Annotated in this window: 15 protein-coding genes; 7 read left to right on the plus strand and 8 right to left on the minus strand. The window is 73.2% G+C overall.

Going from position 1 to position 22,497, the window contains the following annotated elements; all coding sequences use genetic code 11:
* Positions 1 to 63: 63 nt before the first annotated feature.
* Complete coding sequence (locus ACFKCF_RS09190) at positions 64 to 1,350, minus strand: SLC13 family permease (RefSeq protein WP_394492530.1); 1,287 nt, start codon at positions 1,348 to 1,350, stop codon at positions 64 to 66.
* A gap of 322 nt (positions 1,351 to 1,672) precedes the next feature.
* Between ACFKCF_RS09190 and ACFKCF_RS09195 the strand changes: the two genes are divergently transcribed.
* Both ACFKCF_RS09195 and ACFKCF_RS09200 read left to right on the plus strand, forming a co-directional pair.
* On the plus strand, positions 1,673 to 2,665 hold the full coding sequence (locus ACFKCF_RS09195; RefSeq protein ID WP_394492531.1) for a histidine kinase: 993 nt from the start codon (positions 1,673 to 1,675) through the stop codon (positions 2,663 to 2,665).
* Complete coding sequence (locus ACFKCF_RS09200; protein ID WP_394492532.1) at positions 2,662 to 3,318, plus strand: response regulator; 657 nt, start codon at positions 2,662 to 2,664, stop codon at positions 3,316 to 3,318. Before ACFKCF_RS09195 ends, ACFKCF_RS09200 begins: the two co-directional genes overlap by 4 nt.
* Before the next feature lie 20 nt (positions 3,319 to 3,338).
* On the opposite strand, the gene ACFKCF_RS09205 is transcribed toward ACFKCF_RS09200, so the two are convergent.
* The 4 genes from ACFKCF_RS09205 to ACFKCF_RS09220 are packed head-to-tail and all read right to left on the minus strand — an operon-like array spanning position 3,339 to position 9,820.
* A complete protein-coding gene (locus tag ACFKCF_RS09205) occupies positions 3,339 to 4,730 on the minus strand; it encodes a glycoside hydrolase family 28 protein (RefSeq protein WP_394492533.1) in 1,392 nt (463 codons plus the stop codon).
* Between the two features lie 9 nt (positions 4,731 to 4,739).
* Positions 4,740 to 5,735 (minus strand): hypothetical protein, encoded by a 996-nt coding sequence (locus tag ACFKCF_RS09210; protein WP_394492534.1) that lies wholly within the window; start codon positions 5,733 to 5,735, stop codon positions 4,740 to 4,742.
* Positions 5,732 to 8,302, minus strand: coding sequence for a family 78 glycoside hydrolase catalytic domain (locus ACFKCF_RS09215; protein WP_394492535.1), 2,571 nt, complete (start codon positions 8,300 to 8,302; stop codon positions 5,732 to 5,734). The genes ACFKCF_RS09210 and ACFKCF_RS09215 overlap by 4 nt, the downstream gene beginning before the upstream one ends.
* A gap of 18 nt (positions 8,303 to 8,320) precedes the next feature.
* A complete protein-coding gene (locus tag ACFKCF_RS09220) occupies positions 8,321 to 9,820 on the minus strand; it encodes an alpha-L-fucosidase (protein ID WP_394492536.1) in 1,500 nt (499 codons plus the stop codon).
* A gap of 132 nt (positions 9,821 to 9,952) precedes the next feature.
* Between ACFKCF_RS09220 and ACFKCF_RS09225 the strand changes: the two genes are divergently transcribed.
* Both ACFKCF_RS09225 and ACFKCF_RS09230 read left to right on the plus strand, forming a co-directional pair.
* Positions 9,953 to 12,961 carry a glycoside hydrolase family 2 TIM barrel-domain containing protein gene (locus tag ACFKCF_RS09225; RefSeq protein WP_394492537.1) on the plus strand — a complete coding sequence of 1,003 codons (3,009 nt, stop codon included), beginning with the start codon at positions 9,953 to 9,955 and terminating at the stop codon, positions 12,959 to 12,961.
* The gene (locus ACFKCF_RS09230) at positions 12,958 to 14,583 is read left to right on the plus strand and encodes an acyltransferase (RefSeq protein WP_394492538.1); all 1,626 of its coding nucleotides are present in this window, start codon (positions 12,958 to 12,960) and stop codon (positions 14,581 to 14,583) included. Before ACFKCF_RS09225 ends, ACFKCF_RS09230 begins: the two co-directional genes overlap by 4 nt.
* On the opposite strand, the gene ACFKCF_RS09235 is transcribed toward ACFKCF_RS09230, so the two are convergent.
* From ACFKCF_RS09235 to ACFKCF_RS09245, 3 genes are read right to left on the minus strand one after another with little or no spacing between them, the layout of a single operon-like run.
* Positions 14,520 to 15,392, minus strand: a complete 873-nt coding sequence (locus ACFKCF_RS09235; protein WP_394492539.1) for a GDSL-type esterase/lipase family protein — start codon at positions 15,390 to 15,392, stop codon at positions 14,520 to 14,522. The two genes, ACFKCF_RS09230 and ACFKCF_RS09235, sit on opposite strands and share 64 nt — an antisense overlap.
* A complete protein-coding gene (locus ACFKCF_RS09240) occupies positions 15,335 to 15,724 on the minus strand; it encodes an alpha-L-rhamnosidase N-terminal domain-containing protein (RefSeq protein ID WP_394492540.1) in 390 nt (129 codons plus the stop codon). Before ACFKCF_RS09240 ends, ACFKCF_RS09235 begins: the two co-directional genes overlap by 58 nt.
* Positions 15,725 to 15,764: 40 nt before the next feature.
* Entirely contained in the window at positions 15,765 to 17,471 is a 1,707-nt protein-coding gene (locus ACFKCF_RS09245; RefSeq protein WP_394492541.1) for a hypothetical protein, read from the minus strand.
* 188 nt (positions 17,472 to 17,659) lie between these two features.
* Here ACFKCF_RS09245 and ACFKCF_RS09250 point away from each other — a divergent pair, with 188 nt between their 5' ends.
* The 3 genes from ACFKCF_RS09250 to ACFKCF_RS09260 all read left to right on the plus strand — a co-directional run.
* The gene (locus ACFKCF_RS09250; protein WP_394492542.1) at positions 17,660 to 19,531 is read left to right on the plus strand and encodes a glycoside hydrolase family 127 protein; all 1,872 of its coding nucleotides are present in this window, start codon (positions 17,660 to 17,662) and stop codon (positions 19,529 to 19,531) included.
* A gap of 88 nt (positions 19,532 to 19,619) precedes the next feature.
* Positions 19,620 to 21,428, plus strand: a complete 1,809-nt coding sequence (locus ACFKCF_RS09255; RefSeq protein ID WP_394492543.1) for an ABC transporter ATP-binding protein — start codon at positions 19,620 to 19,622, stop codon at positions 21,426 to 21,428.
* On the plus strand, positions 21,425 to 22,497 hold a 1,073-nt coding region (locus tag ACFKCF_RS09260; RefSeq protein WP_394492544.1), incomplete at its 3' end, for a hypothetical protein. The genes ACFKCF_RS09255 and ACFKCF_RS09260, both read left to right, overlap by 4 nt.

The raw sequence follows: 22,497 nt of genomic DNA on the forward strand, positions 1-22,497 counted from the left end.
ATGCCCCTTCGGGTCAGGGGCGCTCATCGGTGATCGCCCCTGACTTTCCCCTGATCTCCCCGGTCAGGCGAAGTAGCGCAGCCAGACGTACCCCCAGGCCATCAGCGTGCTGACGACGGTCACGACGATGCCGTACCGGGTGAACTGCCAGAAGGTGATCTTGTGCCCGGAGCGGGCGGCGATGCCGAGGGCCACCACGTTCGCGCTGGCCGCCACAGCCGTGCCGTTGCCGCCGAAGTCCGCGCCCAGCGCGAACGCCCACCACAGCGCCTGCCCGGTGCTCGGGTCGGGGATCTCGGCGACCACGCCCTCCACGATCGGGGCGGTCGTGGCGACGTACGGGATGTTGTCGAAGAACGCGCCCAGCACGCCCGAGCCGAACAGCAGCGCCGTCGCGGCGACGAAGTAGTCGTCGCCCAGCGCGTCCAGGGCCCACGTGCCGATCACCGCGATGACCCCCGTGTGGACCAGGCCCGCGACCATGACGAACAGGCCCATGAAGAAGACCAGCGTGGACCACTCGACCTCGCGCAGCACCTCGTGGACCTCCGCGCGCGACACCATCAGCATCACCCCGGCCCCCACGAGGGCCACGATCGACGGGTCGACGTGAGCCACCGCGTGCAGCGCGAACCCGGCGACCACCAGGCCCAGCACCACCAGGCAGCGGGTCAGCAGGCGCGGGTCGGTGATGGCCCGCCGCTCGTCCAGCGCCATCACCGCCATGGCGTGCTCGGCGTCGTAGTGGAACGACCCGCGGAACAGCACTCGCGTGAGCCCCACGAACACGACGAAGACGACCACCACGATCGGCGCCATGTGGACGAGGAAGTCGTTGAACGTCAGCCCCGCGCGGCTGCCGATGATGATGTTGGGCGGGTCGCCGATGAGGGTCGCGGCGCCGCCGATGTTGGAGGCCAGCACCTCCGCGATGAGGTACGGCTGGGCGGGGATGCGCAGCCGGTCGCACACCATCACGGTGACCGGCGCGACCAGCATGATCGTGGTGACGTTGTCGAGGAAGGGCGAGGCCACGGCGGTGATCGCCATCAGCATGACCATCAGCCGGTACGGCCTGCCCTGCGACCGCTTGGCGGCCCAGATGGCGAGGTAGTCGAAGACCCCGGTCTGCTTGATGATCCCGACGATGATCATCATGCCGAGCAGCAGGAAGATGACGTTCCAGTCGATGCCCTCGTGCTCGGAGAAGAACACCTCCGCGCCGGGGACGAGGCCCAGGACGGCCATCAGCCCCGCGGCGATGAGCACCACCTTGACCTTGTCGGCCTTCTCGGTGGCGATGAAGAAGAACGCGACCAGGAAGATCGCGAGGGCTACGAGTGCGCTCATCCGTCACGCCCCGGCGGCCCGGACCGGGCGGCGGGGCATGACGGTACAAGGCGGGATTGGCGGCACACGACTATCGACCTCCGGAGTCGGAACGGTTTCGGGCTTGGTGAGCCGCCGCTCCAGGATGATCGTCTCGTCGCGCGCGCCGCATCGAGGTCATCCTTCGCGGGCGGCGGCTCCGTCCCAGTCTCGTCGTGGGGGCGGGCCCGGCACCATCGGGTCCAGCACCCATATGGGGAGGGACGGAGCATGTAGGGACGTCCCGCAGGATGGGGGTCAGGCCGGATCGACAACCGGGCCGGGGGACAAAGAGGCTGGTGAAATGACCGACGGGGCGAAGAGGACGACCAGGAGCCCGGCACAGGCGCTGTTCCGGCGGCTGTTCATGATCAACGGGCTGGTGTTCGCGGTGGCCACGCTCGTCCTCGCGATCTCACCGGCCACCGTGTCCGCGCCCCTCGTGCTGGCCGAGGTGCCGGTGCTGATCGTGGGTCTGGCGCTGATGCTGGCCGCCAACGCGCTGCTCCTGCGCCGCAGCCTGGCCCCGCTGGACGCGCTGACCACGCTCATGCAGCGCGTGGACCTGCTGCGTACCGGCGATCGGCTGCCCGTCGGCGGCAACAGCGACCTCACCCACGTGATCGGCACGTTCAACGCGATGCTCGACCGCCTGGAGGCCGAGCGCAGCGCCAGCAGCGGCCACGCCCTGGCCGCCCAGGAGGGCGAGCGGCGGCGCATCGCCCGCGAGCTGCACGACGAGATCGGCCAGAGCCTGACCGTGGTGCTCCTCGGCCTGAAACGGGTGGTCGACCGCGCGCCCGACCACCTGCGCGAGGACCTGCACGGCGTGCAGGAGACCGTACGCGCCAGCCTCGACGAGGTCCGGCAGGTCGCCCGCCGTTTGCGTCCCGGCGTGCTGGAGGACCTCGGGCTGCACGCCGCCCTGAGCGCCCTGTGCAGCGACGTCTCGCAGATGAGCGGGGTCCAGGTGGCCCGCGCCGTCCAGCACGACCTGCCAGAGCTGGGCGCGGACGTCGAGCTCGTGCTGTACCGGATCGCCCAGGAGAGCCTCACGAACATCGCCAGGCACGCCCGCGCCACGCGTGCCGAGCTGTCGCTGGCCACGCGGGACGGGCGGCTGACCCTGCGCGTCGCCGACGACGGGCAGGGCGGCGCGCGCCAGGACGGGGCCGGGATCCGGGGCATGCGCGAGCGCGCCCTGCTGATCGGCGCCCGCCTGACCGTCGACTCCCCGCCGGGGGAAGGCACCCGTGTCCACCTGACCATCCCGAACGATCGGAGCCCATCTCGGTGAGCACTGCCAAGACCAGGATCCTGCTGGCCGACGACCACGCGCTGGTCCGCCGGGGACTGAAGATGATCCTCGACGCGGAGCCCGACCTGGAGGTCGTCGCCGAGGCCGCCGACGGCGCGGAGGCCGTCGCGGCCGCGTCGGAGGACGCGGTGGACCTGGCCATCCTGGACATCGCGATGCCGCGCATGACCGGCCTCCAGGCGGCCCGCGAGATCTCCCGCCGCGCGCCCGCCATCCGCATCCTCATCCTGTCCATGTACGACAACGAGCAGTACTTCTTCGAGGCCCTCAAGGTCGGCGCCTCGGGATACGTGCTCAAGTCGGTCGCCGACCAGGACCTGCTGGAGGCGTGCCGGGCGACGATGCGCGGCGAGCCGTTCCTCTATCCGGGGGCGGTCACCGCGCTCATCCGCGACTACCTGCAGCGCTCGCGCGAGGGCGAGCGCATGCCCGAGAGCATCCTGACGCCCCGGGAGGAGGAGATCGTCAAGCTGATCGCGGAGGGCAACTCGGCCAAGGAGATCGCGGAGACGCTCGTCATCAGCGTGAAGACCGTGGACCGGCACCGGGCCAACATCCTGCAGAAGCTCGGCATGCGCGACCGCCTCGACCTGACCCGCTACGCCATCCGCGCGGGCCTCGTCGAGCCCTGATCTTCGCGGCTGGGACCGGCTCATCCCCCGGAGTCCACGCGGCGGCCGTTGATCCACACGTCGCGCAGCACGAGCCCCGTCACGTCGCGCACCACGTCGTCCTCGGCCATCTCCTCGAACACGCTGCCGGCCACCCGCACGCCCCTGATCGGGTTGCCCGGGTTGCCGATCAGGTTGAGCGCCCTGGGCGCCCGCCCGGCCCGCAGGCGGCGCACGTCGATGGCGCCCACGTCGGGGAAGTACGGGCCGGTGTCCTTGTTCTCGTAGTTCAGGGCCACCTCGATCACCGCGTCGGCGGCCTGCCCCACCGTGATGTCCCGGAAGTAGACGTCCCTGACGTAGCCGCCGCGGTCGGGGTTGGTCTTGACGCGGATCGCGCGCTCCAGGCGAGGGCTGCTCATCGTGCAGTTCCAGGCGTAGACCCAGCGCACGCCGCCGGTGGTCTCGCTGCCGATCGTCACGCCGCCGTTGCCGTCGCGCATCACGCAGGAGTCCACGAGCACGTTCATGGAGGGCGCGTTCACCCGGCGGCCGTCGGCGTTCTTGCCCGCCTTGATCGCCACGCAGTCGTCGCCCGTGTTGAACTCGCACCGCTCGATGAGCACGTCCACGCAGGACTCGGGGTCGCAGCCGTCGTTGTTGGGGCCGTTCGGGCTGTCCACGGTGACCTCGCGGACGGTCACGTTGGTGCACAGGACCGGGTGGATGTTCCACATGGGGGAGTCCTTGACCGTCACGCCCTCGATCAGGACGTTGCGGCAGCGGTAGAGCTGGATGAGGTTGGGGCGCAGGTAGTGGCCCTCGCCGAACACCCGCTCGGCCACCGGCACGCCCTGCTCGGCCATGGCGGCCAGCAGGTTCTTGTCGGGACGCTCGGACGGCGGCGGGTCGCCCGACCAGTCCCACCAGTGCGTGGCGTCGGCCTGGCCGTCGATGGTGCCGCTGCCGGTGATCGCGACGTTCTCCCGCTCGTAGGCGTAGACGAACGGGGAGTAGTTCATCAGCTCGACGCCCTCGTAGCGGGTGTGGACGACCGGCAGGTAGTCGGCGGGGTCGCGGCTGAACCGGATCGTGGCGCCCGCCTCCAGGTGCAGCTCGACGTTGTCGGCCAGGTGGATCGCGCCGGTGAGGTACGTCCCCGCGGGCACGAGGACGCGCCCCCCGCCCGCCGCCGCGCAGGCCGCGATCGCCTGCCTGAAGGCCTCGGTGCACATCGCGCTCCCGTCGCCGACCGTCCCGTGGCGCGTGACGGGGAAGGTGCGGCGGGGAAAGCGGGGCGGCCTGATCCGCCGCCGGATCCGCGGCACCCTGGCCCAGCCGTCGAGGTCGGGGGCCGCTTCGGCGCGGCCGGCCGGCTGGGGCGCCAGCACGGCGCCGGCTGCCGCGGCCAGGAAGCTCCTGCGGGACTTCATCATGATCTCCTATCCGTGGGCCAGGGAGATGCCGCGCCGCTCGACCAGGGTGTGCTCGCCGACCCGGTACGGCTCGACCCGCCGTACCGCCGTGTAGAAGTGGTGGAGCCGCCCGCCGTGGGAGACGAGCGCGGGCTTGTGCGCGTACGTGTCGTCGGCCGAGCCCGGCGGGCCCACGTCGATGAGGATCTCGCCGCTCTTGTGCCAGGTACGCAGGTCGCGGGAGACCGCGAAGCTCTCCCGGGCGTGCCCGTCGAACGAGAGGCCGAAGTAGAACATCACCCACCAGTCGCCGTCGCGCAGCACGCACGGGTCGGAGGCGAAGCGCTCGTCGAACTCGCCCGGACCGCCGTGCGGGACGACCGGGCCGGGATGGGGGCGCTCCCAGCGTTCGAGGTCGGGGGAGACGGCGTAGCCGATCTGCTCGCGCCAGCCGTCGTAGGTGCGGTTCTTGGCGTTGTAGAAGCAGTAGTAGAGGCCGTCGTGGCGGAGCAGCCACGACTTGTACAGGCCGCCGCGCTCCCACGCGCCGCCGTCCTGCGGGCGCAGCACCGACCCGACGTCCACCCACGTACGCAGGTCCTCGCCGGCCACGAACCCGATGACCGCCGCGCCCATCTCCATGCCCGCCTCGGGGTAGGCGTGGTACGTGCCGATCGCCCGGCCGTCCAGCCAGGTCACCTGGCCGGGGGAGCCGAGGCGGTTGTCGCGCACGATCGAGGTGAGCGCCGCGTTGTAGCCCCGGTACGGGTGCGCGGGGTCGCGCGGCAGGATCACCTCGCCCGGCGTCCACGACACGAGGTCCGCCGATCGGCTCAGCGCGCTCTGGTAGCCGGTCCCGTCGAAGCCGACGTACGTCATCAGGTATTCGCCGCCGTCGGAGCACACGAACGGGCAGTCCACGAAGAGGCTGTCGAACCTGCCCGGCTCCCGCGAGCCCTCCACCAGCAGCCTGCCGGCCTTGTACGGCGTCCTGACCCGGGCGGCGTCGTACGTGCCGATCATCGCCCCGCCCTGTTCATTGGTCGCGGTCGCTGGTCGGCCTGCGCGGTTACGCCTGAAGGGCTTCCTTCTCCGGCCTCGGCTCCCCGCTCCGTGAACGTCCACCGCCCGGCCGGCACCTCGTAGGCGTGGGCCCCGAGCTTGACCGCGGCGTCCGGCACGGCGTGCCGCGCGAGCCCGAGATCGGGCAGCCGCACCTCGGCCGACGAGCCCGGCGGGACCTGCACGTCGAGCGTGAACTCCCCGTCCGCCCGGGTCCAGGACACCTCGACCCCGCCGTACGGGGTCACGGTGCTCGCCCGCACCGACTCCAGGTCGCCGGGCGCGGCGGGCTCGATCAGCAGCCTGCGGAAGCCGTTCGAGCCGGGGGCCTGGCCGATGCCGCCGAGGCCGCGGTAGAACCAGGCGTCGATGGCGCCCAGCATGTAGTGGTTCTGCGACAGGCCCCTCGTCGGGCCGTCCCACGCCTCGGTGAGCGCGGTGGCGCCGTGCCGCACCTGGTAGCCGTAGCTGGGATGGCTCGTCGAGATGGCGAACGCCCACAGGGCGTCGTGCCGTCCCGCCCGGCCGAGCACCCTGTACAGGGCGGGCAGCGCGATCTCGCCGACCGTGATGCCGCCGCCGGCCACCGCCTCGGCGATCCGGTCCAGCACCCGCTCGTCCGTGACGACGCCCATGTCCAGCGCCAGGATCTGCGACGCCTGGCTGCGGGACTCGGCGAAGGCACGCGAGAACGCGGCGGTGATCCGCTCGGACAGGGCCCGGTAGCGCCTGGCGTCGTCGTCGCGGCCCAGCACCCCTGCGGCGCGGGCCATCGTGCGCGCGGCCCGCCAGTAGCCCCAGGTCGACACCAGCGGGACGGGCGTCGAGTCGTCCAGGCCGATCCAGTCGCCCAGACCGTGGCCGAGGATCCCGTCCTGGGCCTTGGACGTGAGGTAGTCCACGTAGCGGCGCATCGCGTCGTAGTGCGTCCGCATCGCCGACGGGTCACCGTACCAGCGGTAGAGCTGCCACGGGATGCGGACGATCGCGCCGCCCCAGTTGGGGTCGTCCCTGAAGGGGGCGTCGAACACCAGGAACTCCGGCGCGATGTCCGGCACCAGGCCGTCCCCGGTCTGCGCCTCGGCGATGGTGACCAGCAGCTCGCGGTAGTAGGCGGCCACGTCGTAGTTGTAGGCGACGACGTCGAACAGCAGGTGGGTCTGCTCCAGCCAGCCCAGTTTCTCGCGGTGCGGGCAGTCGGTGAGGACGCTGTACATGTTTCCCCGCACCGCGCGGTCGATGATCGTGTGGATGTCGTTGACCAGGGCGTCGGAGGTCTCGAACGTGCCGGTCGGGGTGTTGTCCGCGCGCAGCACGAGCGCGGTCACGGCCTCGGGGCCGACGTGTCCGGGCAGGCCCTGGACCTCGACGTAGCGGAAGCCGTCGTAGCGGAAGCTCGGGTGCCAGGTCTGCGGGCCGTCCTTGGTGACGTACGTGTTGAAGATCGGCGCGCCGGTGGTGGGCTTCGACTGGATGACGCGGCCGTAGCCGTCGAGCTGGTCGCCGGGCACGAGCCGCAGATAGCGGCCGGCCGGGAGGTCCAGGCTCAGCTCGGCCCAGCCCGCGACGACCGTGCCGACGTCGAAGACCGGCGTGCCGTCGGTGGCGTCGAGCCGGGCGGTGGCGGGCAGCCGTTCGGTGACCCTGATGGGCGGGCAGGCGCGCGACCTGAGCACGTCCTTCGTGCCGGGGACGACGGTGGCGGGGCGCCAGCCGGAGGCGGTGCGGCGGGCGTCGTGGTCCTCGCCGCCGTACCAGTGCGAGCGCACGGTCGGGCCCTCCGCGGCCCGCCAGTCGGGGCCCGTGACGAACCGGCCGAACGAGCCGTCGGCGTAGTCCAGTTCGAGCTGCGCGATGGCCCGCGGGGCGGCCTTGGAGCCGAAGAACTTCATGTACCGGTCCTGGTGCGGGAAGACGTGCGCGATCCCCGGGCCCAGCTCGACGCCGAGCGCGTTGCGGCCCTCGCGCAGCAGCTCCGTCACGTCGTGGGTGGAGTACACCACGCGCCTGGCGAAGTCCGTGTACGGCGGCTCCAGCACGGCGTCGGTCACCGGCGCGCCGTTCACCGTGGCCACGTAGACGCCGAGGCCCGCGACGTGCAGCCGGGCGCGGGCGACCGGCTGGGCCAGGACGAACTCGCCCTTCAGCAGCGGGAGCGGCCTGCCCTCGCCCGCGCGCGGGTCGCCCTCGTCGTGCCAGTCGGGGTGGGTGATCCACGCGGCCGTCCAGTCGTCCGGGCGCAGCAGGCCCAGCTCGAAGCGGGCGGGCGGGCTCCAGCCGGACCAGCGGCCGTCCGCGTCGCGGACGCGCACCCGCCAGCGCGCCGCCGTGCGGGAGGTCAGGGGCCGGCCGCCGTACACCACTCTCTGCTCCGGGCCGCTGACCTCGCCGGTGTCCCACAAGCCGGGCTCGACCTGTACGTGGTAGCCGGTCTGCGTCGTGGTGCCGGTCAGCTGCCAGCTCAGCGCCGGCCGGGTGATCTCGATGCCGAGGGGGTCGATCAGGTCGCACGTTCGCAGGTTCGTCACCAAGGCGGGATCTCCAGGTCAGGTGATTTTGAGCATGTACGCGGCCTTCGTGGGCGGCTTCGGGGGCAGGTCGGCGTAGAGGGCCTCCTCGGCCAGCCGCCAGGCGACGGGGCCGTGCCCCAGGAGCTCGACCTGGGCCGGGCGGCTGTTCAGCAGCCCTTCGCCGGTGCCCAGGCTGGTGATCGCGGCCGTCCCGTCCTCCGGCCAGGCGAGCAGCGTGGCGTACACCGCGTCGCCGCGCCGGGTGAAGCGGATGTCGCCCGGCCGGTAGGCGCGCTCGGCCTCGTTGTAGCCCTCGTAGCCCCTGGTCTCGCCCAGGCCCGTGGCGCCCTCGGCGGCGCGCTTCCACGGCGTCGTGCAGTACACGCCCTCGCCGCACACCCGCAGCCAGTCGCCCACCTCGCCCAGCAGGGTGCGGGCGCGGGCGTCCACGGTGCCGTCGGCGCGCTGCGGGACGTTGAGCAGCAGGGTGCCGTTCTTGCTGACCACGTCGATCAGCGTGTGGACGACCTGCTGGGACGTCTTGCGCGGGTGGAACATCGGGTCGTCGTCCGAGCAGTCGAACCACTCGCCGTCGCTGGTGTCGAACTGCCAGGGGTGGGGCTGCGCGGCGTCCAGCTGGCGGCGTTCGCAGTCGAGGACGACGGCGGTGCGGTCGGCGTCGGGGACGTCCTTGACGGTCACCAGGCCGCCGGTCGGGCAGGTGTTGTAGTAGTGGGCGAGCAGGTCGAGACCGCGCGTGCTGACCGGCTCCGACTCGACCACGCTGCCCGCGTCGAACGGCAGCCGGCCGTCGTCGAGATAGACCAGGTCGGGGCGGTAGCGATCGACCGCCTCGCGCACGCGGGCGTAGAAGCGCTCCGCCACGTGGGGCGGGGGCTTGGCGTCCGGGGCGTGCCTGGCCGGGTAGAGCTCGGCCGGGTCGAGGCCCTCCCACCAGGTGCCGGCACCGTCGGCCTCGGTGAGCGCGCCGTCGTGCGGCTCGCCGGTGGCCGGGTCGATGCCGTGCGCGACGTCGAGCCAGCGCCAGGTCCAGTTGTTGTGGAAGCTGAGCCCGAACGGCAGCCCGGCCGCGCGGGCCGCCCGCTCCCAGGCGCCGACGATGTCGCGTCGCGGGCCGATGCGGGTGGCGTTCCACGCGTGCCGCGCGGAGTCCCACAGGTCGAAGTTGTCGCAGTGGGCGGCCAGGGCGACGAAGTAGCGGGCGCCGCTGGAGACGTACAGGTCGATCAGCTCTTCGGGGTCGAACCGCTCGGCGCGCCAGCGATGGAAGAGGTCCTTCGCACCGCCGCCTGCGCCGAAGCGGGCGCGGTGGTGGGCGTGCTGGCGGTCGGCGCGGCGGCGTTCCCAGGGCTCGGAGGCGGGCTGCATGCCGTAGAGGTGGCGGGCGTACCAGTCGCCCGAGCTCGCCACGGACTGCGGGCCCCAGTGCGACCAGATGCCGAACTTGGCCTCCCCGAACCACGGGGGGACGGGGTGACGGCGAAGCGACTCCCAGTCCGGCAGAAACCCGCGCATGGCCCACCCATTTCTATTGAAACGATTTACGCACTGTATATTTATTCAATATTGGATGTCAATGCATGATGGGCTGGCAGGCGGGGATCTTCACATATAGGGTTAAAACGTTTGTCGCGGAGGGACGTGCGGATGGTTGACTTCCACGAAGACCCCGGGCCGGGCTCCGGGCGGCGGGCGGCACGCGCGGACTTCCTCTCCGACGCGCCGCGCCTGTCGCTCAACGGCCGGTGGCGCTTCCGGCTCTCTGGCACGGCCGAGGGCACCGGCCCCTCGCTGCCCGACCCGGCACTCGACGACACCGGCTGGGAGACGATCAGAGTGCCGTCGCACTGGGTGCTGGAGGGACACGACCGCCCGCTCTACACCAACACCGCCTACCCGTTCCCCATCGACCCGCCGCACCTGCCCGACGGCAACCCCACGGGCGACTACCGCCTCCACTTCGACCTGCCCGAAGACTGGCCCGAAGACTGGCCCGAAGACCGGCCCGAAGACCGGCCCGGCGGCCGGGCCGTGCTGCGCTTCCAGGGGGTGGACTCCTGCGGCACCGTGTGGCTGAACGGCTCGCTGCTCGGCCACTCGAAGGGGAGCAGGCTGCCGTTCGAGTTCGAGGTCACCGGGCTCGTCCGGCCGCGCGGCAACCTGCTCGCCGTACGCGTGCACCGCTGGTCGTCGGGCAGCTACCTCGAGGACCAGGACATGTGGTGGCTGCCGGGCATCTTCCGCGACGTGGAGCTGCTGGCCCGCCCCTCCGGCGGCATCGACGACTTCACCGTCCACGCCTCCTACGACGCCGCCGAGGGCTGCGGCACCCTCCTGGTCACCGCCGACGCCCCCGGCCTGGTCGAGATCCCCGAGCTGGGCCTCGCGGTCGCCACCGGGGAGCAGGTCACCGTCCCCGCCGTCGAACCGTGGAGCGCGGAGCGCCCGCGCCTCTACCGCGGCACCCTCAGCGCCGCCGGGGAGACGATCGACCTCCCGATCGGGTTCAGGACCGTCGAGATCGCCGGCGGGCGGCTGCTGATCAACGGGTCGCCGGTCCTCTTCCGCGGCGTCAACCGGCACGAACACCACCCGGAACGCGGCCGCGCCCTCGACCGCGACACCATGATCCGCGACATCGTGCTGATGAAGCAGCACAACGTCAACGCCGTCCGCACCGCCCACTACCCGCCGCACCCGGAGTTCCTTCGGCTGTGCGACGAGTACGGGCTGTGGGTGGTGGACGAGTGCGACATCGAGACGCACGGGTTCATCTACGCGGGCTGGGCGGGCAACCCGCCGGCCGAGCCGATGTGGCGCGACGCCCTGCTCGACCGGGCACAGCGCATGGTCGAACGCGACAAGAACCACCCCAGCGTGGTCGTCTGGTCGCTGGGGAACGAGAGCGGGAGCGGGCCGGCGTTCGGCGACATCGAGCGGTGGATCCGGGCCCGCGATCCCGGCCGGCCGCTGCACTACGAGCGCGATCCGAGCTACCGGCACTCCGACTTCCACAGCCTCATGTATCCGTCGCTGGACGACCTGGAGCGCATCGGGCGGCGCGAGGAGGACCCGCCGGACGGGGTGGCGCCGGGGTCGGCCGACGACGTGCGCCGTCGCGGGCTGCCGTTCCTGCTGTGCGAGTACGCCCACGCCATGGGGAACGGGCCCGGCTCGCTGGCCGACTACCAGGCGATCCTGGAGTCGTACGAGCGGTTCTGCGGGGCGTTCGTGTGGGAGTGGATCGACCACGGGCTGACGGGGCACGACGCGCTGGGCCGCCCGTACTTCCGGCACGGCGGGGACATCGACCACCAGCCGAACGGCGGCCGGTACTGCCTGGACGGGCTGCTGTTCCCCGACCGCACGCCGTCTCCGGGTCTGGCGGAGCTGCGCAAGGCGATCGAGCCGGTCGGGATCGCCGTGGACGTGGTGGCGGGGGAGGTGGTGGTCGCCAACAAGCACGACCTGATCGACCTCGGGCACCTGGAGTTCCGCTGGCGGGTGGAGGTGGACGGCACTCCTTCGGAGGGGGGTGGGGTGCTCCCGGTCCCGGTGTGCGGGCCGCGTGAGACGGTGCGGGTGCCACTGCCGGAGGTCGCGGTCCGCCCCCTGGAGGGTGAGACGTGGATCACGATCGAGGCCGCGCTCGCCACCGCGACCCGCTGGGCGCCGGCGGGGCACGTGGTCGCCTTCACCCAGTCCCGCCTCGGCGCCACCCCCCACCGCCGCCGAACCCCTTCACCCACCGTCCTCGCCGCCCCCCAGCCGGCGGACGGCCTTGAAAGCGATGCGCCGGGTGGCGGCGGGGGATTGCGGTTGGGCGGGGCGGTGTTCGATCGGCGGAGCGGGCGGTTGGTCGGGCTGCACGGGGTCGAGCTGGACGGGCCGGTGCTGGATGTGTGGCGGGCGCCGACCGAGAACGACCGCGGCCAGGGCCCCAGGAACGCGCTCGCCGCCGACTGGGAGGCCGTGGGGCTCGACCGCTTCCTGCACCGGACCGCGGCCCTCGAAAGGCCGGACGACCGCACGCTCGTCGTCCGCGGCCGGAGCGGCCCGGCCACCCGGACCCTCGGGTTCCGCACCGCGTACACCTGGCAGTGGCGCGACGGCGGCCTGCACCTGCGGATCGAGGCCGAGCCCGTCGGCGACTGGCACGACACCGCGTACGGCCACCTCAATGTGAGCCCGCCGCGCATGGGCGCCAGGTTCGCCCTGCCCGGCGGTTACACCGACGTGACGTGGTTCGGGCGCGGGCCGGGCGAGTCGTACGCGGACAGCCGGGACGCCGCGCGGGTGGGCCGGTTCGCGCTGGCGATCGACGCGCTCCAGACCCCGTACGTTGTGCCGCAGGAGAACGGCAACCACGTCGAGACCCGCTGGCTGGAACTGTCGGGCCCGGGGCTGCCGGCCCTGCGCGTGGACGGGGAGCCGCACCTGGACTTCACCGCCCGCCGCTGGACCGGCGAGGCGCTGCAGGCCGCGGGCAGGGCACACGATCTGCGCGACTCGGGGCGCGTCTGGCTGAACCTGGACCACGGGCAGCAGGGCCTCGGCAGCGCCTCCTGCGGCCCCGCCCTGCCCGAGCGGTACCGGCTGCCTGCCCGGCGCTACTCCTGGTCGATGACGCTGACCACGTTCAAGGAGATTTCATGACGGAACCGACCAAGTTCGACTTCTGCCCGTGGCTGTTCTGGGACCACGCGACCGAGGAGGACCGCCGCGCCCAGGAGAGCCATCTGGAGGAGCTGCGGGCCAGGTTCGAGCTGGAGGCGGCGGGCAAGGTGTTCGTCTCGCCGCTGGCGGGCGTGTACGCCGACCGCCTGCGCATGGGCGACCACTGCTACATCGCGGCCCACGCGTACGTCACCGACGACGTCGTCATGGGCGACGACTGCACCGTCAACCCGTACGCCGTGGTGCGCGGGAACATCGTGCTCGGGAACGCCGTGCGGATCGGCGCGCACACGTCCCTGCTCGGCTTCAACCACGGCACCGCCCCCGACCGCCCGGTCTTCCGGCAGGCGATCACCTCGAAGGGCATCCGGATCGGCGACGACGTGTGGGTCGGCTCGAACGTGGTCGTGCTCGACGGGGTGACGATCGGCGACCACGCCGTCGTCGGCGCGGGCGCGGTCGTCACCAAGGACGTGCCCGCCTGGGCCATGGTCGCGGGCAACCCGGCCCGCCGCATCCGCGACCGCCGCGCCACCGGTCCGGGGGACGATCTGGAACGGCTGCTGTCCGGGTTCGCCGACCGCGCCAGGGGGCAGGCGGAGGAGGTGCTGGGGCGCTGCTGGACGGGGGAGCGGTACGTGGACCGCCCGGACGCCCCGCCGACCGTCCGCGCCTGGTGCGACGCGGTGGAGATCGCCGACCTTCTCCTGGACGGCCCGCCCCCGACGCCGGCGAGGGAGGAGATCGTCGCGTTCCTGCGGGATCGCCAGGACCCGGCCACGGGCCTGGTCCCGGAGATCGGCGCCTCCGGGCCACCGGAGCTGGACGGGGCCAGCGCCTATCACGTGCTCTGCGTCGGCTACGCCCTCGACCTCCTCGGCACCCGGTTCCCGCACCCCGTCCACGCCGTCGCGAACGTCACCTCGCAGGAGCTGATCGCCTCGCTCGACGCCCTCGACTGGGAGCGCAACGCCTGGACGGCGGGCTCGTGGGTGGACGCGTTCGGCACCGGCCTCCACCGCAACCTCGCCGACTTCGGCGTGCGCGGCGAGAGCGAGACCCTGTACGGGTGGCTGCTCACCCGCTGCAGCCAGGCCCACGGGATGTGGGGCGAGCCGGACCCGGACGCGGGCTGGCTGCAGGTGGTCAACGGGTTCTACCGGCTCACCCGCGGGACGTTCGCGCAGTCCGGGATGCCGGTGCCGTACCCGGAGCGGGCCGTCGACACCGTGCTCGCCCAGGCCCGCGACCCGCGCTACTTCGGCCCGGACACCGGCAACGCCTGCAACGTGCTCGACGTCATCCACCCGCTGTGGCTGCTGGGCAGGCAGACCCGGCACCGCCGCGAGGAGGGCGCGGCCTGGGCGAAGGAGCATCTCGTACGGGCGGTCGGCGGCTGGCACGACGGGGCGGGCCTCAGCTTCGCGCTGACCCGGGGGAGCGGCGCGGCCCGCACGCCCGGGCTGCAGGGCACGGAGATGTGGCTGGCCATCATCTGGCTGCTCGCCGACTACCTCGGCGTCTCCGACGCGCTCGGCTACCGCCCCCGGGGCATCCACCGCCCGGAACCGGCGACGCGCCCGTCCGGCCCCGGCCGCTGACCGGCCGCGTCGAGCAGCACGCGCGGTTCGAGCGCGGCGGCCATCGCCCGGTGGCCGGCCGCGCTCGGGTGCAGGTGGTCGCCGCAGTCGTAGCGGGGCAGCAGGCGGCGGGGGCCGGCGGGGTCACGCAGCGCCGCGTCGAAGTCGGCGAGCCCGTCGAACACGCCGCCGTCGCGTACGAACGCGTTCACCTCCTCCCGGGCCCGCTCGCCCGCGGGCGTGTGGTACTCCGCGCCCGCGAAGGGCGGGAGCGTGCCGCCGATCACGCGTACCCCGGCGGTGTGCGCCCGCTCGGCGATGCGCCGGTAGGCGGCGACGAGCGGCCGCGCCCGCGCGCCGGCCCCGAGGTCGTTGATCCCCGCCAGCAGGATCACGGCGCCGATGCCCGGCTTGGTCAGCACCTCGGCGGCCAGCCGCTCCTCGGCGTCGCGTCCGGTCCCGGCGGCCAGCACCCGGCCGCCGGACACGCCCTCGTTCACCACGGCGAGCGGCCACGACTCCAGCAGGGCCCGGTCGGCGAGGAGGTCCGGCCAGCCGTGGCCGGTCTCGGAGCCGACCCCGGTCGCGATCGAGTCGCCGAGCACCGCCACGGCCGACACCGGCTCTGGCGCGGTGACGATCAACGCGTCCAGCCAGTGCCAGAGCGCCACCCCCTCAACGTACGCGGCCCCGCTCTCGTCGGCGGCGTGGTCACCCGGGAGCGACCGGTAGGCCGCGTCGTCCGGCGGGGCCGTGGCCCGGTTGCGGCCGGTCAGGGTGCCGCCGTCGCCCCGCAGGTGCAGGCTGACGGCCAGGCGCTGCCGGACCACCAGCCGTCCGCGAGGATCGCCCCCACGCAGACGGGACCGTCGCCGGCCAGGTCCGTGACGTCGTACACCTGGTATGGCACCCGCTGCCGGTAGTCGGTCCAGCCCGGCGTCAGCTCGCCGTCGCCGACCCGGTGGCCGTTGACGCGCAGCTCGTACAGCCCTCTGGCGCTGCACGCGATCCGCACGGCGGTCGCCGGGGGCAGGTCGAGCACGCGCCGGAAGTACCGGGGCGCGGGCAGGCCCGCGGTGCGGGCGGAACGCGGCTCGCCGTTGTCGGTGGGCGGCTCGAACGGGGGCTCGGTCTCGGGATCGTGGGTGATCCAGGCCGCCACTGCAGCGCCTCGCCCGCGGGCACCTCGGGAAGAGACCAGTTCACCATGCCCACTCCTTCGCCGGCCGGGCCAGCGGGTAGTCGCGCCGGGGCGCGGTCGGATGCACCTTGCGCCCGCTGTACATCGGCCGGGCCGTCCCCTCCGGGCTGATGCCGATCACGTCGTCCCCCCGCCATCGCACGCGGTACTCCCGTCCCGCCGCCACCTCGGTGGTCGCCGTCTCGGGCACGGGGAACGTGACCGTGACGCGCTCGCCCCGCCGTGGCACGGGGATCGACAGGTAGCCGTCCGGCGCCCACGCCCCGGCCCTGGTCCCGTCGAAGTCCCCGCTCTCGCGGGCGACGCGCACCTTGGCGTACCCGGCCCAGGCGGGCACCCGCATCCGCAGCTCGCGCAGGTCCTCGTGGACGTCCAGGTCGACGCGGCCCTCGTGGGGGAGGTGGCTGAGCACGGTGACCTGCCGGGTGGCCCGGGTGAGGAGCAGGTTGACCCGGACGGCGCGGGGGTCGGCGGTGACGATCGAGTTCCAGCCCCAGAACAGGCCGCGCAGCCCCGAGCCGACGCAGCACGCCTGCACGTCGGCCGTGTGCCCGCGGCCCAGCTCCACGTCGCAGACGAAGTCGTTGGGCGCGCCGTACCCGGCGAAGGCCCCGCGTACCCGCTCGCCCACCCGTACGTGCGTGACCCAGCCCGGCTCGTCCCCCGACGCGTCGGGCGCGGAGTCCACCCAGCTCAGGTCGAGGAGCTGCGACTCCACGAGGTGATTGCGCAGGAACCGCTCCACCACGCCCCAGTACGCGGTGTGGCCCGACCCGGCCAGCGTGGTCCCGGTGCCGATCAGGTCCACCAGGGAGCAGCTCTCGTGCTCGTAGCGCTGGTCGGCCAGGTCGCCGGGCGTCCAGCCGAACGCGGTGGCCTGCCCGAGGGCCCAGTCGTAGGCGCGGCGGACGTACGCGGTCAGCTCGTGGTCGCCGGCGTGGCGGGCGTAGCGGGCGAGCCCTTCGAGGGTGCCGAGGCGGGTGTGGAAGTGGGCGCTGCGGTACGCGCGGGCGGGGTTGAAGGAGCCGTCCTCGTTGAAGACCCCGCTCTTGTGCACGATCAGCCGGGCGAACCATCCGCACAGCTCCAGCGCGTCCTCGTTGCCCGTCGCCTGGTGGTAGCGCAGGAGCGGCATGATGAGCCGGCCGCTGAACGAGGCCGGGTCGGGGGCGAGGTGGAGCGCGATCGCGTTCGGCGAGGGCCAACCGCCGGGGGTGTACTCGGAGGCGGGGTAGAACCAGACGTCCCGCTCCTTGATCGCGATCCGCTTGAGCGCGGCCACATGGCGGTCGGCCAGTCGTCGGGCCTCGGGGTCGCCGTCGGAGACGTACCAGGTGGTGAGCGACAGGAGGACCGCCCGCTGGTCGATGAGGTTGGCGTTCGGGGGCCAGCCCACCTCGGGGCGCGCCAGGCGGTAGCTCAGCCCGTCGTCGCCGAAGAAGCCGATCAGCCGCCGCCTGAACCCCTCCTCCACCTCTCGCCAGGTGTCCTTGCCGGTCATGTGCCGGGCCAGCACGCAGGCGTCCAGGAGCCGTCCGTGGCTGGAGCCGTAGTCCCAGTCGCCGTGCCGCAGCGCCGCGGGGCGGGCCAGGAGGTCGGCGCTGAAGTACGGGATGCCGTCCATGTCCTGGTCGGACAGTCCGGCCACCGCGTTCATCGCCAGCTCGGCCCGTTCTTCCAGCAGCACCGTGTGGGGGATTTCGGGCATAGACGTCCCTTCGCATAAATATTCAAACATGCATAGATCTCCCATTCAGGGTGCGTCGTCCCTTCCGTCCCGTCAAGGTGCACCCCGTACTTGGACCGAGGGGTCGACGGTGCGCGCCGTCCCGCCTTGCAGTACGCATAAATATTCGATCCTTGTTGGATATTTGACCCTGAGGCAGGATGAGCAGTATGAGCGATGATCGGATGTCTGGGGTCGTACGGCCCGGCCCCGACGCGGCGGTGACCCTGCGTCCCGTGGCGGGCGGACGCGTCGAGGGCGGGTTCTGGGAGGCGCGGCAGCGGGTCAACCGCGAGGTCACGATCCCGCTGGGCGGCGAGCGCGTACGCGAGTCCGGCGCGTTCGACAACCTCAGGTTGGCGGGCACGCACCGCGGCAAGGTGTTCGCCGACTCCGACGTCTACAAGTGGCTGGAAGCGGTCGCCTGGGAGCGCGGCCGGGCGGACGACGACGACCTCGCGCGGCCGTACAAGGAGGCGTCCGAGCTGGTCGCGCAGGCCCAGTGCGACGACGGCTACCTGCACACCCACACCCAGCTCACCGGCGCCGAGCGCTACTGCGACCTGGCCTCCAGCCACGAGCTCTACTGCGCCGGCCACCTCATGCAGGCGGCGGTGGCCGGCAGCCGGGCGGTCGGCGACCGTACGCTGCTGGGGGTCGCCACCCGGTTCGCCGACCACCTGGCGGCGGCGCTGCCCCTGGAGGCGCTCGACGGCCACCCCGAGGTCGAGACGGGCCTGGCCGAGCTGCACCGGGAGACCGGCACGCGCGCGTACCTCGACCTCGCCGTGCGCCTGGTCACCACCCGCGGCCACGCGCTCATCCCGCTCAAGGGCCACCACGGGCCCGGCTACCGGCAGGACCGGGTGCCGGTGCGCGAGGCCGCCACGGTCGAGGGGCACGCCGTACGCGCCATGTACCTGGCCGCCGGGGCGGCCGACGTCGCCGTGGAGACCTCCGATCTCGACCTGCTCGCCGCCCTGGAGCGGCAGTGGCACGACATGGTGGCGACCAAGACGTACCTGACCGGCGGCCTCGGCTCGAACTGGTACGGGGAGGCGTTCGGCGGCCACCACGAACTGGCGCCGGACACCGCCTACTGCGAGACCTGCGCGGCCATCGGCAGCATCCAGTGGTCGTGGCGGATGCTGCTGGCCACCGGCGCGCCCGGGTTCGCGGACCTGATCGAGCGCACGCTCTACAACGCCGTCCTGCCCGGCGTCTCGCTCGGCGGCGACCGCTTCTTCTACGTCAACGCGCTGCGCGTGCGCGCCGGCGCGGACCCCGACGACCTGCGCTCGCCGGCGCGCGGCCGCCAGGACTGGTACGGCACCGCCTGCTGCCCGCCCAACGTGATGCGCCTGCTCTCCTCCCTCGACCACTACCTCGCCACCCGGGACGGCGACGGCGTCCAGCTCCACCTGTACGCGCCCGGCACCGTGCGGGCGGGCTCCGTGGTGCTGGAGGTGGCGACCGGTTACCCGTGGAGCGGCCGGATCGAGATCACGGTCAGGGAGACCCCCGACCGGCCGTGGACGCTCTCGGCCCGCATCCCCGCCTGGGCCGACGCCGCCGGCGTGGACGACCGGCCGGCCGAGCCAGGCACCTACCACCGCGTCCGCAGGACCTGGCGGCCCGGCGACCGGATCGTGCTCGACCTCGGGATCCGGCCCCGGCTGACGGTGGCCGTGCCCCGGCTGGACGTGGCCCGCGGCCAGGTCGCCGTCGAGCGCGGCCCGCTGGTCTACTGCCTGGAGCAGGCCGACCACCCCGGCGTCATCGTCGACGACCTGTGCGTGGCGGGCGCGGACCTGCGCGACGGGACCGCCGTCACCGGTCTGCCCGACGAGGTGGTGCCGGTCATCGCGCGCGGCCGGGCCCACGTGCACCGGGAGGAGGACGGCGGCTTCCCCTACCGCACCGCCGCCGCCCCCCGGGAACCGGAGCACGCGGGCCCGGTCGGCCTCACCTTCGTGCCGTACTACGCGTGGGCCAACCGGGGGGCGGGCCCGATGACGGTCTGGGCGCCGATGCACGGCTGACATATGATCTCCGGGCGCGCGTGACTTGACCATGGCCGTCGTCGCGCGCGCCCGGCCGTACCCCCCGACGCTTGGAGGCGCCCACGCCGTGAGGACGCTGCTGGCCGAACGAGACCGCCTGTTACGCCTGTCCCTCCAAGATCGCAAAGCCGCCGCCGGCCTGGTGCTCGTGCACGCCGGGGCGGCGCTCGCACCAGCCGCCACCGCCCTGTCCACCGGCTGGCTGGTCGCCGCACTCACCGGATCCGCGAGCGGCCGGGAGCCCGGCACCGCGGTCGTGTGGCCGCTGGTGACGATGGCGGCCCTGCTGGCTGCCACCGAGGTGCTCGGGGCCTTGAGCGGCGCGCTCGAACAGTTCGTGGCCGGCCGCGTGGACGCCCGCGTGATGCGGGAGGTTCGCCGGCTCGCGCTCGCCCCCGCCGACATGGCGCACCTGGAGGAGCCGGCGTTCGCCGACGACGCCTCCCGCGCCTCGGACGCGGGAGGCGGCCGGGTCCGCTCGCCGGGCACGGCCGCCGTCGGACAGTTGCGGCTCGTCTTCAGGATGCTCGGCGCGCTGGGCTCCGCGGCCGTGGTGGCGGTGCTGTTCTCGCCGCCGTTGGCCGTCTTCCTGCTGGCCGCGGCCCTCGTCCAGCGGGCGCTCATCCGCCGCTGGTGGGTGGGCCTGGCGGCGGTGGCGGACGCCCGCGAGGACCTGCGCCGCCGGGCCGAACACTGGGCGGACGTCGCCTCGACCGCTCCCGCCGCGAAGGAGATTCGCCTGTTCGGGCTGCAGGACTGGGTGGTACGCCACCGTACCCGGGAGGTGCTGGCCTGGGCGGGGGCCATCTGGGAGCGCAGGCGCGACATCCTGCGGCAGCAGTGGCTGACCGCCCTGCTGGCGGCGGCGTCGGCCGGAGCGGCCCTGCTGTTCCCCGGCCTGGCCGCCGTCCAGGGCACGCTCCCCGCCGCCGACCTGGTGACCGTGCTGGTGTCGGCGTTCGCCCTCTTCTCGATCAGCTCCATGGGCTACGAGGCGTTCGACATCGAGTACGGGCTCGGCGCCGTCCGCGCGCTCGACCGGCTGGGTGCCCGCCCCGTGCCGCCGCCCGGCGAGCCGCGCGGGATGTCGGCTCCCGCCGAGATCCGCCTGGACGACCTGGCCTTCCGCTACCCCGGCACGGACCGCGACGTCGTCGCCGGGGTGGACCTGACCATCCACCCCGGCGAGGTGCTGGCGCTGGTAGGGCGCAACGGCGCCGGCAAGACCACGCTGATCAGGATCCTCGCCGGCCTGTCCCTGCCCACCGCCGGCCGGGTGCTGGTGGACGGCGCGCCGCTCGGCCCCGGCGACCTGCCGGCCTGGCGCCGCCGCATGGCCGTGGTGTTCCAGGATTTCAACCGCTACCCCCTCTCCGCCGCCGACAACATCGCCATGGCCGCGCCAGAACACCGCGCCGACCTCGACGGGATCCGCGCCGCCGCCCGCCGCGCCGACATCGACGGCGTGATCGAGGCACTTCCGGACGGGTACGACACCCCGCTCGCGCGCGAGCGCACCGACGGCACCGACCTGTCCGGCGGGCAGTGGCAGCGCATCGCCATCGCCAGGGCCATCTTCGCCGTCGAGCACGGCCGCGACGTGCTGATCCTGGACGAGCCGACGGCGCACCTGGACGTCGAGGCCGAGGCCGGCTTCTACCGGCAGGTCGTCGCCGAGGTGCCGGGGACCACCGTGCTGCTGATCTCGCACCGGCTGTCCACCGTGCGCAACGCCGACCGGATCGTGCTGCTGGCGGGCGGCCGGGTGGCCGAACAGGGCAGCCACACGAGCCTGCTGGCGGAAGGGGGCGCCTACGCCCGGCTCTTCCGCCTGCAGGCGGCCCGGTTCACCGACATGGAGGCGACGAGCGGATGACCACCTCCGAACAGGGAAGGCTCCGCCTGGTCCGCCACATGTTCGCCCTCGCCTGGCGAGCCGACCGGCGCGTCTTCACCGTGATCACCCTCCTGTCCGTCGCCCAGTCCGCCACGACCGCCCTGACCGCCCTCGGCCAGCGCTGGCTCGTGGACGCCGCCGGCGGGCACGCCGTGCGGGCTCTCGTGGTGGCCGTCGTCGTCGGCATCGTCGGCCATGCCGTAGCGGCTGCGGGCAACCGTACGCGCTACAACTACCAGGACGACCTGATCAACCGGGTGGACATCGAGGTCTCCCGCGAGATCCTCGACGCCACCGCCGCCATCCCCACCCTCGAACACCTCGAACGCACCGACTACCTCGACCGGCTGAGCCTGCTGCGCCGCCAGACCCGCGCCCTGGCCGGCTCCTGCTGGGCGCTGTCCGACACGGCCATCGCGGTGGTCAGCGTCGGGCTGTCGCTGTGGCTGCTGGCCTCGGTGCACCCGGCGCTGTCCGCGCTGGCCGTGCTGGCCCTCCCGCCGCTGTGGGCGGCCGGGCGCGCCCGGCGGCGGCTGGCCGCCGCGCACGCCGCCACCGCCGAGCAGTCCCGCCTGGAGCAGCGCCTGCACCGGATGTGCATCGAGCCGGACACCGGCAAGGAGGTCTACGTCTCCGGCGCCGGCCCCGTCCTGGACGCCGCGGCCGACGCCGCCCGCCACCGTGTGATCGACGCCGTCCTGCGGGCCCGCATCGGCGCGATCGGCTGGGAGCTGGCGGGCTGGCTCTGCTACGCCGCCGGGTTCGTCGCGGCGCTGGTGCTCATGACCGGGATGGTCGGTCGCGGCGAGGCCACGCTCGGCGAGCTGATGATGGTGATCAGCCTCGGCGCCCAGCTCCGCTTCCAGGTGTACGGCACCGTGGAGGGCTTCTCCCGGATCGCCGACGCCGGCCACTCCACCCGCCACTACCTCTGGCTGCTCGACTACGCGAGCCGCCGGCGGCCCACCGGCACCCGGCCCGCGCCGGACGCGCTCCGGCACGGCATCGAGCTCCACGGCGTCGGCTTCACCTACCCCGGCTCGGCCGA

Source organism: Nonomuraea sp. JJY05, assembly GCF_043496855.1.
Classification (GTDB): Bacteria; Actinomycetota; Actinomycetes; order Streptosporangiales; family Streptosporangiaceae; genus Nonomuraea.

Excerpts from the sequence above, each read along its gene's own strand:
- ACFKCF_RS09225 (WP_394492537.1), top strand. The coding sequence starts at position 9,953 with ATGGTTGACTTCCACGAAGACCCCGGGCCGGGCTCCGGGCGGCGGGCG.
- ACFKCF_RS09245 (WP_394492541.1), bottom strand. The coding sequence starts at position 17,471 with ATGCCCGAAATCCCCCACACGGTGCTGCTGGAAGAACGGGCCGAGCTG.
- ACFKCF_RS09250 (WP_394492542.1), top strand. The coding sequence starts at position 17,660 with ATGAGCGATGATCGGATGTCTGGGGTCGTACGGCCCGGCCCCGACGCG.
- ACFKCF_RS09195 (WP_394492531.1), top strand. The coding sequence starts at position 1,673 with ATGACCGACGGGGCGAAGAGGACGACCAGGAGCCCGGCACAGGCGCTG.
- ACFKCF_RS09210 (WP_394492534.1), bottom strand. The coding sequence starts at position 5,735 with ATGATCGGCACGTACGACGCCGCCCGGGTCAGGACGCCGTACAAGGCC.
- ACFKCF_RS09190 (WP_394492530.1), bottom strand. The coding sequence starts at position 1,350 with ATGAGCGCACTCGTAGCCCTCGCGATCTTCCTGGTCGCGTTCTTCTTC.
- ACFKCF_RS09205 (WP_394492533.1), bottom strand. The coding sequence starts at position 4,730 with ATGAAGTCCCGCAGGAGCTTCCTGGCCGCGGCAGCCGGCGCCGTGCTG.
- ACFKCF_RS09220 (WP_394492536.1), bottom strand. The coding sequence starts at position 9,820 with ATGCGCGGGTTTCTGCCGGACTGGGAGTCGCTTCGCCGTCACCCCGTC.
- ACFKCF_RS09230 (WP_394492538.1), top strand. The coding sequence starts at position 12,958 with ATGACGGAACCGACCAAGTTCGACTTCTGCCCGTGGCTGTTCTGGGAC.